We start from the raw sequence: 14180 nt of genomic DNA, 5'->3' as shown, positions 1-14180 counted from the left end.
CAGCTTAACTTAAATGGATTTTGTATGAAAAATAAGAAATATGGCCTGCTACTTTATTTCCTGTTGTGCTTCTCTTGCTCAACAGTATATGCAGATGAAGGCGGAATTAGTTTTTGGGTTCCGGGTTATTTTGGGACTTTGGCCGCAGCTCCATTACAACCAGGGCTGTCTTTGGCCTCCGTGTATTATCATTCTACGGTGAGCGCCGGGGCCGAGGTTGCCTTTGCTCGTCAAGTTACTCTAGGAAATATTCGCAAACGCTTTACCGGAGAGCTTGATGTTGATCTCAATGCAGATGTGGATTTATTTTTTGCAATTCCTAGTTACACTTTTAAGAAGAAAATATTAAATGGTCAAGCGATGGTTGCTATGGCTATTCCCTATGGGCGCAGCCAAGCGGCAGTCAGTGCAACTTTTCTCGGTAATTTAGGGATTGGGTCTGGTTTTGTCCTGGGAAAATCGCTTAGCGATTCGGTAACTTCTGTTGGGGATTTAGCGCCCCTGGCAAGTTTGCGTTGGAATCATAAAGCAAATAATTTCATGATTTACATTGCAGAGAGCGTGCCGGTAGGCGCTTATGATGCCAAAAGACTTGCCAATTTAGGAACAAACCATCCAAGCCTTGATAGTGGTTTGGGTTATACCTATTTCAATCCTGAAACAGGATATGAGTTTTCTTCCGTAGTCGGATGGACTTATAACTTTGAAAATAAACGGACCCATTATCAAAATGGTGTCGATATGCATTGGGATTTTAGTGCGTCTAAGTTTTTTGCTAAAAAAACCCAATTAGGAGCGGTAGGCTATATCTATCAACAATTATCTTGTGATCGAGGCAGTGGCAATTTTGTGGGGTGTTTTAAATCGCGAATATTTAGCGCAGGGCCACAAATTGGTTATTTAAACGTATTTAAACAGGTACAAGTTCTACTTAATCTCAAAGGCTATAAAGAGTTTGATGCACGGGCTCGAGCCTCGGGTTGGAATAGCTGGTTAACTCTTTCCCTTTCTCCTTCTCCAAAGAGTGGGTAATAGGAAAACTAATTCTAATTTAGAATATTTATCAGGCATCGATAAGTGCTATGCTGCCGAAAAAAGCTTGTTTTTATTTATGGTGAGCTTGAGTAGTTACCATTTATTGAATAGGATATGTTAATGGCATTTTTTAAATCAATAATTAATGGGATTGGCACCGGCGCAGGTGTGGCATGGCCACTATTTGGAATTGTCTTTAGTGTTGTTGGCGCATCAATAGGTGGTTTACTGTCATTTACCCTAGGTGGAATTGCGGTGAGTCTTTTTCTCACGACTTGTGCTACAGTATTTTATTTATCCTATCAACAATCCCAAAAAGAGCAACAACGATTTCAAGCCTTATTGCAAAAAAATGAACAAAAATTAATGGAGTTCATTAATGAATACATTCACGTCATGAATAAAAAATATCAGCTAACTGATAAAACTATCGCCTTTGAATCTTATTTGCTTTTACAACTTAATCAACAGCTTTTAGATAGCGCTAATGATAAGACGCAAGAGCCCTTACATCAGTCGTTAACCGTTATAAAAATAATGATTGAGCGGCGATTATTTAAAGAAAAGTCCATTCTACCTTTAATTGAGGGAGAGTTACTTAATTTATCTGCAGTTCCTTTGTCAAAGGCAAGTCCCCCGATGTTTTTTGCTTTTGCAGGAACCTTTGGTTCGATAGCAGGTTGCAGTGCCGGAATGTCGGGGTTACTAACAGGGTTAGGATTATTTAGTAGTTTTGCTGCATTCCCAATTCTTGGTTGGGGAGTTCTTGCCGTAGCCACTTCTATGGGTATTTGGGCAGCGAATAATGCCTTGATTGAATCACAAGAAAATTATAAGAACGAAGGCTTGAATCAAACGGTCAAAACCATGTACCAACAGCTAAAAAGCCAAGTGTATCTTTGGGCTGCCAGTGTGCATGCAAATCTTCCTAATTTTTTAACCAATAAACCACCCAGAAATTTTCCAGCATTATTCTTAGGGAAGGATAAACAAGATACTGCACAAAGCAGCTTATCTTTAATGGAAGAGCCTAATGGCTCCAATGTGATTAAATAATCAGCATCATACTCTGTACAGTTTGGTAATACTTAGGCTTACATTTTATTCAGCAAGTATAAAACAATAATAACTGCTGTAGCTCATATGGCACCTTAAATTTCAGGACTTTTGGCTTCTGACAATAGGTTTCTAAGACTAACTAGGCGATAACGGAAATGCTTATCAAAAATAAAATGCGTAAAGTTTCTAATTTATTGATTTTGCTGTTCATCATTTTTTCTCAAAACTCCTATGCAAATAAAAATGCAAATATAGATTTACAAGTTTTTCAATACATAGATAACAGTTGGGAATTATTAAAACGGGATAGTTTACTTCAATCGAGTATGGATCCTAAAATTTCCAGTACCGAATCTATAATTTATATACCACCCACTGAAAATATTGCTGAACTCCAAAAAAAACAAATCCATGCTCAGATTAAATTAGCCTATCTACCTCAAAAAACTGGGGAAATTAAGATACATGGATTACTTTATTTACCTCACCCCTATATTGTTCCTGGCGGGCGATTTAATGAAATGTATGGCTGGGATAGTTTTTTTATTGTGCTTGGGCTATTGGAAAATAACCAATTTAACTTAGCAAAAAATATGATTGATAATTTTATTTATGAAATAAATAATTATGGCACCATCTTAAACGCAAATCGAACCTACTATTTAGGGCGTGCGCAGCCACCCTTGTTAACAGAAATGGTATTGGCTTATTATGAGAAAAGACCGGATAAATTATGGTTAAAAAATACCTTACCTGCCATTAATAAACTCTATCATTTTTGGACTTCTGCTCCACATGCCATACCTGAAATTGGTTTATCACGTTACTATGCTCCTGGAACTGGACCTACTCCCGAAGAATCACCAATTTATTATACAAAAGTATTAAATTATTTTAAAAACTATTCAGGAAAAGAATACGATATACGACTTTACTATGATAAAAAAAAGAACCGGCTAACGGATCTTTTTTATACCGCTGATCGAACTTTACGGGAATCAGGCTTGGATATTTCGGCTAAATATGGTCCTTTCGGTGTAGAGATTTTAGATTACGCTCCTGTCGATTTAAATGTTTTTTTATATAAAATGGAGTGTGACGCGCAAAAAATAAATGAATTGTTGGGCAATGTTAAGGAATCAATTAAGTGGAAAAAAAGAGCCCAAGCACGAGCGGATAATATAAATAGTTATTTATGGAATGAGGCGACAGGTTATTATTTAGACTATAACTTTAAAAAGAAACAACAAAAATACTATCCCTATGCCACTACCTTTTACCCTTTATGGGCGGGGGTTGCTTCAATAAAACAAGCTGAGGCCGTGAGGAAGCATGTGCCAGACTTATTATTGGAAGGAGGCATAGTAACGAGCACTAATTATTCCGGATTACAATGGGATGCTCCATTTGGCTGGGCCCCGATGCAATATTTCGCTGTATTGGGACTTGACCGGTATGGTTATAAACAGGTATCTAGGGAAATTGCTCGTAGATTTATAAAAACTGTAAATCTTGGTTTTCAGCAAAATCACGCAATTTTTGAAAAATATGATGTACGTACGGTAAGCACCTTAACTGAAAATAAAATTAAATACAGTTATGCGACTAATGAAATAGGATTTGGCTGGACTAATGGGGTGTATCTCGTTTTAAATAACTATATAAACAGTCAAAAAAGCTTGGCTGCAAAAGTAATTCTAAACGGTAAAATAAACAAGCAGCAGATACATGCAGAAACCTAAGTGTCTATAATGTTAATCTAGCTGGGAGTAAAGCGTGCATCCATTAATACTATAAATGGCTTGCAGAAACACTAGAAAAGGAGTTCTTTAATGGAAAATAATAATGTGCTGCATCCGTGGACCGCTCGGTTTATTGTAGGGATAGCCATACTTGTTCTAACGTTCATCGGATTAATTTTAACGAATATGAAAGCCGCCGGAGCGTGGCGGTTTTGGCAAATCACTACGGTGATTATTGCTCTGCTTGCTTTGGGCTTAAGCTTTTATCTTAAGCATCTGAAGGCTATATCAACACCTGCATTGATTTGGCATGAAATTTTGCATTGGTTAGGGTTGATTGGTTCAGTTTATATTATGTCAATTTATGTTGATATAGGCATCATAAGCCCTTTTCTAGGCACTTTAGGAGTAATTACGTTACTTGCTCAAGCGATTTTTTTAGCCGGGATTTATATTGAGTCCACTTTTCTTTTTATTGGAGTTGTGCTGGGCTTATTCGCCATAAGTGTCGCATGGATGGAAACTCATATATTTCTTATAATTGTACCTATTTTAATTATTGCAATTGTTGCTTTAGGCTTTTTTCTGCGCCGCAAGCATTTAGCCGCAGTGCCAAGTTCAAACAACCATGAGGCATAAAAAGCTAAAAATAAGGAAGCCTGGTTGTTTCCAATTTAAGGGATTTTGTAGGCTGGCGCTGAGTGCAACGAAGCCCAGCACCGAGGCTCAATGCCACATCCATGCTGGGCTTCGCGCTGCTTAGCACCAGCCTACACTTTATGCTTGAGCTTAAGTAAGTGCCATTAGTTGTTTACAACCAGGCCTTTCTTGCTGTAGTTAGGCTATAACGCCTAGTTCCAGCCAGGATATAGGGTCCTGCTCTTCATCATAAATTGTTTTAAACCAAGAGGGTATTTGCTTGGCAAAGCAGGAGGGGGTATTAAGATTTTCTTGTCTCGGCAGATAGCTATAAAATAATTTCTCTAATGCCTGATTATCATCAATCAATGAACTTATTTGGTTCACTAAATAATAGGTTTCTCGCGGTTTAAGTTTTGTTCCCTGCCCATTTTGGTCAAGCCAGCGCAAGGAGGCTAAACCAATAAATAAAGACCAGGCACAAAATAAACGGTAGGGGCGTCCTGCAAGAATAGGAATGCTTTTGATATAAGCTAGGGCATAATGAGCATGAATGGCTAAATTCTCCTGGAGATTTGTTCCTGGCGCAATTAGATAACGCCCATTTGTTTCATCCTCAACTTTATCTTTTAAAAGATTAACCTTTTGTAAAAAAAAGCCAAAATGGATTGATTGATTTAAGAGCTCAGGTGTCCATTTAAAATCAGCAAGTACATAAGTAAAAATTTGTGATAATAATTTGCCAACGATACCTGCAACAAAAAAGCAATATTGATTGGTGGTCGTTAAGGACGAAAATATAATTTTATCTTCAACCCTATAATGATTAAGAAAATAGTGCATTCCATCAGCCATTTGCGTAATCGTCTTTAACATGGCGTTTTTTATGAGCTCAGGCAGTTTATCCTTATCGTCTAATAGAAGCGGGAGATCCCGAAGCAATAGTTTTTCTTCCACGGGTATTTGTGCTGGAAAACGAGCAAGCCATGTAGTGAATTGCTCATCAGAGGGCTGTTTTATTAAAAATGATTTGAAGGTTGCAAATGAGTTATTTTGCGCATGCTTATCATGCCAATGTGCATCTTCAATGCAATCAACAATTCGCAAAAACAAATAACTCAGTGCCACCCATTCTTTTTCGGGAGAAGTTAATTGACTAATACAAAAGCTAAAACTTCTACTTACACGTTCTAAGTGCTGGTAATAAAAAGAAAACTGCTGCATAAAGGTTAACCAACAGGTTCTTCACTTTGCGGTAGATTCTTTCTTATCCTACGGTAACTGTCTTCAATGCTTTTTGCTAACTCATCATAGGATACATAGTTTTTCCATACATGCATTAGGGAAAATAAATAAAGAAAGCCAAACTCCAAATCATTTTCTAAGAGCGTATTGCTGTACTTGATAAATTTATCTAGGTTTGAAAAGGGTCGTGATAAGGATTTGGGTTTAGCTTGTTCCATATCTGTAAATAGTTGGTCAAAAGCATCTTGCATGTAATGGGGTAGCGGAATATTGCCATCAAAGACGCGGTGGTCAACACTTAAGCCTACAGGTAAGATATCTTGAACTTCAAATTGCTGGGTTTTTTTATTCCAAACCTGTTTCTTTTCAATTTCGGTTAAGGTTAATTTAAAGGTTTCACTGGGAAATAAGGGAGAAATGGCAGCTTGATAGCCCCAATGACCAATGTTACTCAATGAAATAGCTGGTCTTGCAAATAAGAAATCACGGTAAACACGTTCATGACGAGGTGTAAGAAGGCGGTTTACCACCTCATTTAAATAGGGATGCTCTTTTTGTAAGGCTTGGGTTTTTTTATAACAATAAGTCATGATGCTCATATCATGTTGAATATGTTGGGCTAACTCCGCCATAGTCATTTCATGACAATTTTTAAACTCAATTGAGCCTAACTGATCACTGCCAGGAATCTTTACTGCAAGGGCCACATGACTGTCATGCGAATTATACAACTTATGATTGAAGATATAATTTCGTGCCTGAGGATTATCAAAACATGCTTTACTTAGCGCTTGCAGCATTAGACACGTGATGGTTTCCGGTTTAAATTTCTTTTCGAAAAAACAAACAGGGCTAACATTAATGCTAAAAATAGCTGACTCAGTAGGTAATTCCGGATCATTCCATAATGCGGACAATAATTTACGCACATTAGTATGTTCAACAGGCGTATCCTTTTCATAATCATGAGAAAGATTTTTCAGCAATAAGGGCATGCTCTCCATAAACAACTGCCAATGAACAGAGGGGATGATACCTATCTGTTTCAACATGGAATGTTGCTTCTGATTAATATTGTTCATTAGCTTTAATGAACCTTCTTTGCCTAAAAGGATGCCAAGGGTTGTAACGTATTGTTCATGAGCAAATACGGTATTAATTAATTCATCTTCGAAAAGGGCTAATTTTTTCTTTAAATATTCTTTATTAGGTAAGCCAATCTGGCGGTATAAATCATATTCATCCATGTGCCGGCTTTCATCCGCCAGAACGGCTTCAAAAACAGAAACGGCAATGTTTTTCTCTTTCATGGCAATACACAATTCTTCCACCCAGCCTTCGCCAACAAGATTCACTAAAGTTAATGAAGTTGCGAGATCATCTTCGCTTTCAAGCGAGGAAATAAAATGATTGATGCTTTTTTGATGTCCAAGGGGCAATGCATAAGGAGCAGAAAGCTGGAACGCAAGTTTGGTAAACAGGGTGGCATGGAATATTTCATCGGTAATTTGCTGGCGCATTTGTTGATATAAGTCGGTGCCGCGAAGTTTATCAAGCGATTTTATTAGGCCTCTTAAACCGATGGTTTCTAATTGGGCGAATAAGGAAAATAAATGAATGTAGATAAGCTTATCATGCTCAAGTTGAAATGGTATTTCATTATAAAATATCTTATCAATTCGGTGCTGGATGATTTCCTTTTCCTCGGCAGTTAGTACTGACCATGCTTTGTTTAAGGCTCTTTCTGCACTCCACGTTGGTTTGATCAAATCATTTAATTGAGTCATAAATTAATACCAGTCCATTAGTTAGCTAATACGCGCATACACTCTACCATAGTTGAAGAGTTGTAAACATATCTCCGAAGATAAAAGAAATAGAAGTAATTTAGAAGAAGTCCGGCCTGCTTAATAAGCAAAAACATAGCCCGTATTATGCTAGGCTAATCCGGGTTATGGTTAAGTTGCCGCCACAATTGCATTTCTATACTTTATTATTTTAAGATGGCTTCTGCGGGTTCCAGGGATCGCAAGAGGTCTTCAATATAGCTTGATCTATTGCAAAAACAAAGGGCAATTATGACAACATTAGAATGGTTAACAAAACTCGTTGCATTTGATACAACTTCGCGTAATTCCAACATGCCGCTAATTGATTATGTGGCTAATGCCCTTCATGATAGGAAGATCGAATCAATTTTGATTCATGATAGCAAAGAACCTAAAGCAAATTTATTAGCTACGTTGCCAGGAAAAAATGGTTGCCATGAAGGCGGTATTATCTTATCGGGGCACACGGATGTAGTCCCTGTCGATGGACAGGATTGGGCAACCGATCCCTTTAAGGCCACAGTAATTGGCGATAAAGTGTTCGGGCGTGGTACTTGCGATATGAAAGGTTTTATTGCGGTAGTTTTAGCTCTTATTCCTGAATTGAAAGCCAGAAACTTTGATTTTCCGATTCATTTTGCATTTTCTTACGATGAGGAAATAGGTTGCCTGGGGGCGCCGCATTTAATTGAAAAAATGCTTGCGCTTAATTACCAACCTAAGGCGTGTATTGTCGGTGAACCAACCTTAATGTTGCCGGTTATTGGTCATAAAGGAAAACGCTCTTATCGTTGTCAGATCCACGGAGTTGCTGCTCATTCATCATTGACTAATCAAGGGTGCAATGCGATTGAGCACGCTGCAAGCTTCATTAGTTACCTGCGCTCAATTGCCCAATATTTTAAAACGCAAGGGATCCAAGATAATGCCTACGATGTGCCTTATACCACGTTAACAACTAACTTAGTTAAAGGCGGGAACTCGTACAATACGATTCCAAGTTTGTGTGAGTTTATTTTTGAGTTTCGAAATTTAGCCCAAGATGACCCTGATGCCTTGCACCGGAATATTTTGGCTTATGTTGCCGAACAGCTAGAACCTGCACTGCATGAGGAGCAAGCTATAGCAAAGGTCGTTCTTGATACCATTGCGAATGCTCCCGGCTTAGATACACCTCCTACAGAAGTACTCGTTCGCGCAGCGCAAGCAGCAAGTAACAGTCCAGAATTATTAAAAGTTGCCTATGCCACTGAAGCAGGGTTATTTCAGCAAGCACACATCCCGACTATTGTTTGCGGGCCAGGCAGTATCGAACAGGCGCATCGTGCGGATGAATTTGTAACACTGGAACAATTGCAACGCTGTGAGCAATTTATTCGCGATATACTTCATTCACCTTTTTTAGGATCTTCTGGAGAAAGGCAATGCTAAATTGCTTTTATTTCCACATGTTCATGTAAAAAGTCAGTTAAATCCTGCTCGGTTAAGTGCATCACATCCTTAATGATGTTTTGCGTAATTAATTTTTTGACCTCCTTGTTAATATGTTGCAGTATAAGCCCATTCATATGTGGGGGGGCAATAACAGTAAGGTGGTTATAGTCTTGGGCAGTTCTTCCTTTATCTAATTCTTCTGCTATGTGACGTGCGAAATTATCTATTTCAATTTCCTTGGGGGCTGATTGCTGGGTAAATGCTCCATGACTCCCGTTGCTGGTTTGATAATGACCCGATTTATCTGCGGTTAATTCTACGTCTCGCAGTTTACTTGCAGGATGCTGAATTTCTTTGACTAACAGAGCCTGATAAGGTTTTTTATTTACTTGGTATAATTTACACCTATTGCTATCTGCAGTGAGAATCCATGTCGTATCCTTCATTATGATACTCCTTTTATTAGGCAAGATGGCCGGTATTTAATTGCAATTCTTTTTCCAGTAAAAATTTAATCATGCTTAAATGCTCCTCCTCTTCCTCTAATGCAATTTGAAAATCCTTGGCAATTTTTTCTTTTTCATTTTTTAAGGCTAGTTTAATGAGTAATTCCCAGGCTGCATTATCTGTTAGCTCAACGGATAAAAGCGCGTTCAACATTTGGGTGATGGTCGTACGAGGATCAGTAAGTACTTGTACAAAGCCTTGTCCTAAAACCCCAGAAAGATCTGCGCAAGGAGTCATTTCTGTGGGATCTTCATTTATATTCTTTAAAGTGTTCATTACTAAAATCATATGCTTCGCTTCTTGCTCCTTAATATGCATTAATTTTTTGCTGAGGTCGTTGCGTTTATGTGCTTTAACTTTGGCTAATGCAGCCTCATACAAGCGTACTCCCGTGCGTTCATAAGCCAATCGCTCGCCTAATTTATCAATAAAAACGCGCATACTGTCTGTTTCTTTCTGAGATGACAGCGTTAGGGTGCCTATAAGTTCGGAGTTCTGCGTCATCTTGATTCGCTCTGCAGCTAAATCAAATTGATCGCCTTCAATATCTGCTGGATGCGATTGTACTGCAGATAACATCTTGCGTTTATTGCTAGGTGATAATTGCACACCAGTACAGTTTTTAGCGTCAGCATCAATACGTTCCATAATAGCTCCTTAATGAGGATTTAGTTCGGTTCCTGGCTTCCAATCATATCCGGCGGATATAATTTCAGCAGGAACCCCCTCGGAATTGAGATGTTTCCTATAAGAAAGAGAGGCGGCATTTTCATCTTCTTTATCAACATAGTTTGTTTCTGATGCCCGTAAGTTTAATTCTTTATCTAATACTTTCCGGATAAATGGGCGCTGGCTTTTAAACTCCACCATTTTGGGGATAGAGCCTTGCAATAATTCTTGGGGGTCGCGGCGTTCATGTTTTTTAAATAATTTACAAGCAAGATGCATATGGCCTAATTCATAATCTAAAAAACGTTCCCAAATTGCCTTAATTCGAGGATTAGTTTCTTGCTCCAGGCAGCTTAAATAATTATAAATTTCTGCGGCTTCATGGATAAGCCATTTTTCCATTAAACTTTCGCTAGGATCCATAAGTGAACCATATTGAGTAACATGCTGCTCCTCGACAGACGCAATTTCTGCATAGAGCTGTCTTGCTACTGGATCAGCAAAGGTTGGACCGATATTCATGTAATAATCATGCGTTTGATACTCCGCGCCAGTTAGCATCGCGGCATGAATTTTGGTGATAAGTGCCGCCTCATTTTTATTGTAAGAGTTACGCAAATCATCCTCAGGGGCACGGTGATGCTCGCTGGTTAAGCGCCCAGGAATAATATCGGTATACCCTTGTAATATATTATTGGCATCTTTTCCTTCCAGCCTATCTAACAAAGCTGAGTAGCGGTAGAGATGATCGAAATCCTCCAATAGGCCAAAGCGATAAGTTTGCGCTTGGTACGAATCAGGTTCCGTTTGCGCGATGGCAGCAGTTACTTCTATTGCCACTTGCTCATAAGCAATGGTGGTCTCAAGGGGGGAGTGATCGGCAGATAATAACCAGTTAATTAACGTTGCCTGATGCTGTTCCACCCGTCTAATCTCTGCTAAGGGAAGCTGTAACTCCTTATTAAATCGCGCTAGAAAATGTTTTAACCTTAAGGCATCCAGTTCCAGACCATTCATTAAAATAATCCGCACACGAGTAAAGGCATCATCATCTAGTTTCGAAATAGGTTTGCCTGCCAGTTCTTTCCAAGTGAACTGTTGCTTATGAAGAGGAACGCCTTTATTTAATAGAAGATCGGAGAAATTTATACTCATAATAATTCCCTTTTCATGTGTAATTGCATTGAGTATAAGGCACAATATTTCTTCCATATTTAAATTTGGAGGTTTCTCCTAATGAAATTAAGGAATGGTTTAGGTAAATGCTAAAAACGCACTTGGCATTATTCTGTAGAAGAACGTGTTAATAGCCAGTTTCCTTTTTTAACCTAGGGGTTTCCTTTTTTTGCATCTATTCATAATGCCATTTTGATATGGTTAGATTAATGATATAGAAAATTTCTAGGGAGAATTATGCAAGATGAGCGTTTAATCGTTATAGGGGCTTCTGCTGGAGGAATACCCGCATTATCTCGTCTAGTCTCGTTTTTCCCGGCTGATTTTAAGGGCATAATTCTTATTGTTTTGCATCTTTCACCCGCGTATAAGTCGCGTTTGCCAGTCATTCTGCAACGCCATACTTTTCTTTCGGTGCGCACTCCTAAAAAATATGAAGAAATAGCGGCTGGGCATATTTATATTGCCCCTCCCAATGTTCATATGTGTTTAATGGATGGGAAAATCATGCTGAGGCATGGCCCTAAGATTAATAACACCCGCCCCGCGATTGACGCCTTATTTTATTCAGCCGCCCTGTCTCATGGCCCTTTAGTTATTGGCATCATTTTGTCAGGTATGCTCGATGATGGTAGTGCAGGCTTATTGGCTATCAAAAAATGTCAGGGAATAACTATTGTTCAAGAGCCCGAAGAGGCAGATTTTCCCAGCATGCCGGGTAATGCCCTTAAAACTGGAGTTGTAGATTATAGGCTTCCTGTGGATAAAATGTATCCGGTAATTCAAAAAATTATGGATTCAAAACCTCCTGAAAATATAAACACAGAATTCTGGGATGCCTTAGAAATAGAATCGCAATTAAATTATACAGAGAATTTATTGGGTGAAGACCTTCTTAAAAAAATTAGCACGCCCTCTCAATTTGCCTGTCCTGAATGTGCGGGTGTTTTATGGAGAGTTAATGACGACAGCCTGCCTAGGTATCGTTGTCGAGTAGGGCATGCATTTGGCAAGCCTGGGTTAATAAAATATAAGAGCGATGCCATTGAGGAGTTCTTATGGAAAGCCTTGAGAGGTTTTGAAGAAAAGGAAGAATTATTAAAATCAGAGCAAAATGGGGATATAGAAAAAGAGCTTAATCAATTAAAAAAAAATAAAGAGTATTTAAAAAAAATCTTATCTACTATCACCTAAAGTCATAGTTTTGAGGCAGCACGGCATAGTCAAGGGTTTCTGCTACAAACACATAGAACTAAACCGCGCTCAAGAAAGGCTAAGCTATTTACGCTTAGGCAAAGCGACATACAATGAACCCGTATGATTAAGCTCATTTGCTTCGACGCCAGCTCTTACTCCCTCGCCCTTATAGACATCAACATGGGCACCCATGATTGCACCGCCCGCATCTTGGGCAACACACCATGAAGTAGCTTTTTTGCAGTTATAAATAAAATTCATGCCAATAGGAATGACCTTATGATCGGTTGCACATGAAGCATGTGCCGTCAGCGAAATATTTTCTGAGCCATAAGGTCCACCATCTTCTTTCGCAAAAAATACATAGCTTTGATCACGATTTCGCAAGTTATCTGCTTTAGCACGATTTAGCGGATTATCTAGATATTGCCGAATTTGCTTTTCTGATGCCGCACTTTGTCTAATTTCTTTAGACACATTACAACGTAATTTGGCTTCATCATGACACTTAGGATCTTTAGCACAACGTTCAATGTTATCCAGGTTACCGCCACAGGTCGGGTCTTGTGCGCATTGAACTATACGGCCAAGCATCGTGCGCGGTCTGCCATTGGCGCCATCATAATTGATATGATACAGCTTGCCATCAAGTATTAATGAACCAGAACCCTCAAGCATTAAAAAGGCTGGGTCGTTTGGGTCTTTAACATAGCCAATGATGTATTTAGGATCTAAGGCACCATGTTCAATTTCTTCGCGGTCGGGCACAACAGAGTATGTGCCATTGGCATTTTTCATACAAAAACCACGTGGTGTTTTAGTAAGTGGGTCAACACCGCAAAGAGGTCCTTTTAATTTAAGCCTTTTGCTTTCGGCGGCTGCATTGACAATACCTGGATTACCATAAAGCGGGTATAAAAACGCACCGCCACGTTTACTACGTGCTTCAACCGCAGCTGGTGCGTAATAAGCAGTAAATTGAAATTCACCCTTTTTAAATCCCGCATGATTTTCTGGCCAACCGTCACTCTGATACCAGTCAAATTCATTTTTGAGGTTTGTTAAATAGTGTTGAAAATCACCACGAGCCGCTTTGGCAAAAGCAAGTAGCTTTTTATTGGTGTTAATGCACCATTCTTGGCGGGTAAATCGATGCCCGGCAATAGTGATTGTCTGATATTCACCACGATTTTTAGTGCAGTTGGCAATTTGGTTCTTTAACGCATCAATAATTTCCTTCATATTGCCTACAGGGTTATCCAAGGGAAGCTCAGCAGGGGATATTTTGTGAAATTTAAAGCGCAATACCCCAGGCTCCTTGGCCGCCATTTTTTGTCTGGTGGTAAAGTCTGCGAAGCGCCTAACGTCCAAACAACGCTGAATTGCATCTGCAGGCAGGGCTGCTTGCGCAATAATGCTAAACGTCATTAACGCAATAATGAGAGCTGATTGAAACATGTGTATCCTTTAGCCTAGCTTGAGTTGGTACCAAGATTATATAGGCTATTGCTCAGCCATCAAAGGTATGCGCTGAGTAATTAGTTGAGTTCCTTCATCATCAACAATAGGCCATCACTCATGAGTGATGCACTCAAGGACCAATCTTAATCTTGACGTTTTAATATAAATTATCTAGAAGAAGTGAGTT

Annotated in this window: 12 protein-coding genes; 6 read left to right on the top strand and 6 right to left on the bottom strand. The window is 39.0% G+C overall.

Annotated features, from left to right (window positions below; translation table 11 throughout):
• The first annotated feature begins 24 nt into the window (after positions 1 to 24).
• The 4 genes from BN3124_RS06705 (at position 25) to BN3124_RS06690 (ending at position 4475) form a co-directional block, all read left to right on the top strand.
• Positions 25 to 1032, top strand: a complete 1008-nt coding sequence (locus BN3124_RS06705; RefSeq protein WP_078061508.1) for a SphA family protein — start codon at positions 25 to 27, stop codon at positions 1030 to 1032.
• A gap of 123 nt (positions 1033 to 1155) precedes the next feature.
• Positions 1156 to 2091, top strand: a complete 936-nt coding sequence (locus BN3124_RS06700) for a hypothetical protein (protein WP_058534030.1) — start codon at positions 1156 to 1158, stop codon at positions 2089 to 2091.
• Positions 2092 to 2249: 158 nt separating this feature from the next.
• Positions 2250 to 3836 (top strand): trehalase family glycosidase, encoded by a 1587-nt coding sequence (locus BN3124_RS06695; RefSeq protein WP_230849112.1) that lies wholly within the window; start codon positions 2250 to 2252, stop codon positions 3834 to 3836.
• Between the two features lie 90 nt (positions 3837 to 3926).
• A complete protein-coding gene (locus BN3124_RS06690; RefSeq protein ID WP_058534029.1) occupies positions 3927 to 4475 on the top strand; it encodes a hypothetical protein in 549 nt (182 codons plus the stop codon).
• Positions 4476 to 4673: 198 nt separating this feature from the next.
• On the opposite strand, the gene BN3124_RS06685 is transcribed toward BN3124_RS06690, so the two are convergent.
• Complete coding sequence (locus BN3124_RS06685; protein WP_058534028.1) at positions 4674 to 5699, bottom strand: squalene/phytoene synthase family protein; 1026 nt, start codon at positions 5697 to 5699, stop codon at positions 4674 to 4676.
• 5 nt (positions 5700 to 5704) lie between these two features.
• Entirely contained in the window at positions 5705 to 7507 is a 1803-nt protein-coding gene (locus BN3124_RS06680; protein ID WP_058534027.1) for a 2-oxo acid dehydrogenase subunit E2, read from the bottom strand.
• A 291-nt stretch (positions 7508 to 7798) separates the two neighbouring features.
• Between BN3124_RS06680 and argE the strand changes: the two genes are divergently transcribed.
• On the top strand, positions 7799 to 8980 hold the full coding sequence (argE, locus tag BN3124_RS06675) for an acetylornithine deacetylase (protein WP_058534026.1): 1182 nt from the start codon (positions 7799 to 7801) through the stop codon (positions 8978 to 8980).
• Here the strand turns inward: argE and BN3124_RS06670 are convergent.
• The 3 genes from BN3124_RS06670 to BN3124_RS06660 are packed head-to-tail and all read right to left on the bottom strand — an operon-like array spanning position 8977 to position 11314.
• A complete protein-coding gene (locus tag BN3124_RS06670) occupies positions 8977 to 9429 on the bottom strand; it encodes a host attachment protein (protein WP_058534025.1) in 453 nt (150 codons plus the stop codon). The genes argE and BN3124_RS06670 overlap by 4 nt on opposite strands.
• Positions 9430 to 9445: 16 nt before the next feature.
• Entirely contained in the window at positions 9446 to 10138 is a 693-nt protein-coding gene (locus BN3124_RS06665) for a ferritin-like domain-containing protein (RefSeq protein WP_058534024.1), read from the bottom strand.
• 9 nt (positions 10139 to 10147) lie between these two features.
• Positions 10148 to 11314 carry a hypothetical protein gene (locus tag BN3124_RS06660; RefSeq protein ID WP_058534481.1) on the bottom strand — a complete coding sequence of 389 codons (1167 nt, stop codon included), beginning with the start codon at positions 11312 to 11314 and terminating at the stop codon, positions 10148 to 10150.
• Positions 11315 to 11572: 258 nt separating this feature from the next.
• Here BN3124_RS06660 and BN3124_RS06655 point away from each other — a divergent pair, with 258 nt between their 5' ends.
• Entirely contained in the window at positions 11573 to 12529 is a 957-nt protein-coding gene (locus tag BN3124_RS06655; protein WP_058534023.1) for a chemotaxis protein CheB, read from the top strand.
• A gap of 84 nt (positions 12530 to 12613) precedes the next feature.
• Here the strand turns inward: BN3124_RS06655 and BN3124_RS06650 are convergent, their stop codons facing one another.
• Entirely contained in the window at positions 12614 to 13990 is a 1377-nt protein-coding gene (locus BN3124_RS06650; protein WP_058534022.1) for an MltA domain-containing protein, read from the bottom strand.
• Between the last annotated feature and the right edge of the window lie 190 nt (positions 13991 to 14180).

The sequence above is a fragment of the Legionella saoudiensis genome, assembly GCF_001465875.1.
GTDB classification, from domain to species: Bacteria; Pseudomonadota; Gammaproteobacteria; order Legionellales; family Legionellaceae; genus Legionella; species Legionella saoudiensis.
This window is presented reverse-complemented; position numbering and strand designations above follow the sequence as displayed.

Bases quoted from the DNA above. Each gene is read 5' to 3' on its own strand.
- BN3124_RS06705 (WP_078061508.1), top strand. From the start codon at position 25: ATGAAAAATAAGAAATATGGCCTGCTACTTTATTTCCTGTTGTGCTTC.
- BN3124_RS06700 (WP_058534030.1), top strand. From the start codon at position 1,156: ATGGCATTTTTTAAATCAATAATTAATGGGATTGGCACCGGCGCAGGT.
- BN3124_RS06695 (WP_230849112.1), top strand. From the start codon at position 2,250: ATGCTTATCAAAAATAAAATGCGTAAAGTTTCTAATTTATTGATTTTG.
- BN3124_RS06690 (WP_058534029.1), top strand. From the start codon at position 3,927: ATGGAAAATAATAATGTGCTGCATCCGTGGACCGCTCGGTTTATTGTA.
- BN3124_RS06685 (WP_058534028.1), bottom strand. From the start codon at position 5,699: ATGCAGCAGTTTTCTTTTTATTACCAGCACTTAGAACGTGTAAGTAGA.
- BN3124_RS06680 (WP_058534027.1), bottom strand. From the start codon at position 7,507: ATGACTCAATTAAATGATTTGATCAAACCAACGTGGAGTGCAGAAAGA.
- argE (WP_058534026.1), top strand. From the start codon at position 7,799: ATGACAACATTAGAATGGTTAACAAAACTCGTTGCATTTGATACAACT.
- BN3124_RS06670 (WP_058534025.1), bottom strand. From the start codon at position 9,429: ATGAAGGATACGACATGGATTCTCACTGCAGATAGCAATAGGTGTAAA.
- BN3124_RS06665 (WP_058534024.1), bottom strand. From the start codon at position 10,138: ATGGAACGTATTGATGCTGACGCTAAAAACTGTACTGGTGTGCAATTA.
- BN3124_RS06660 (WP_058534481.1), bottom strand. From the start codon at position 11,314: ATGAGTATAAATTTCTCCGATCTTCTATTAAATAAAGGCGTTCCTCTT.
- BN3124_RS06655 (WP_058534023.1), top strand. From the start codon at position 11,573: ATGCAAGATGAGCGTTTAATCGTTATAGGGGCTTCTGCTGGAGGAATA.
- BN3124_RS06650 (WP_058534022.1), bottom strand. From the start codon at position 13,990: ATGTTTCAATCAGCTCTCATTATTGCGTTAATGACGTTTAGCATTATT.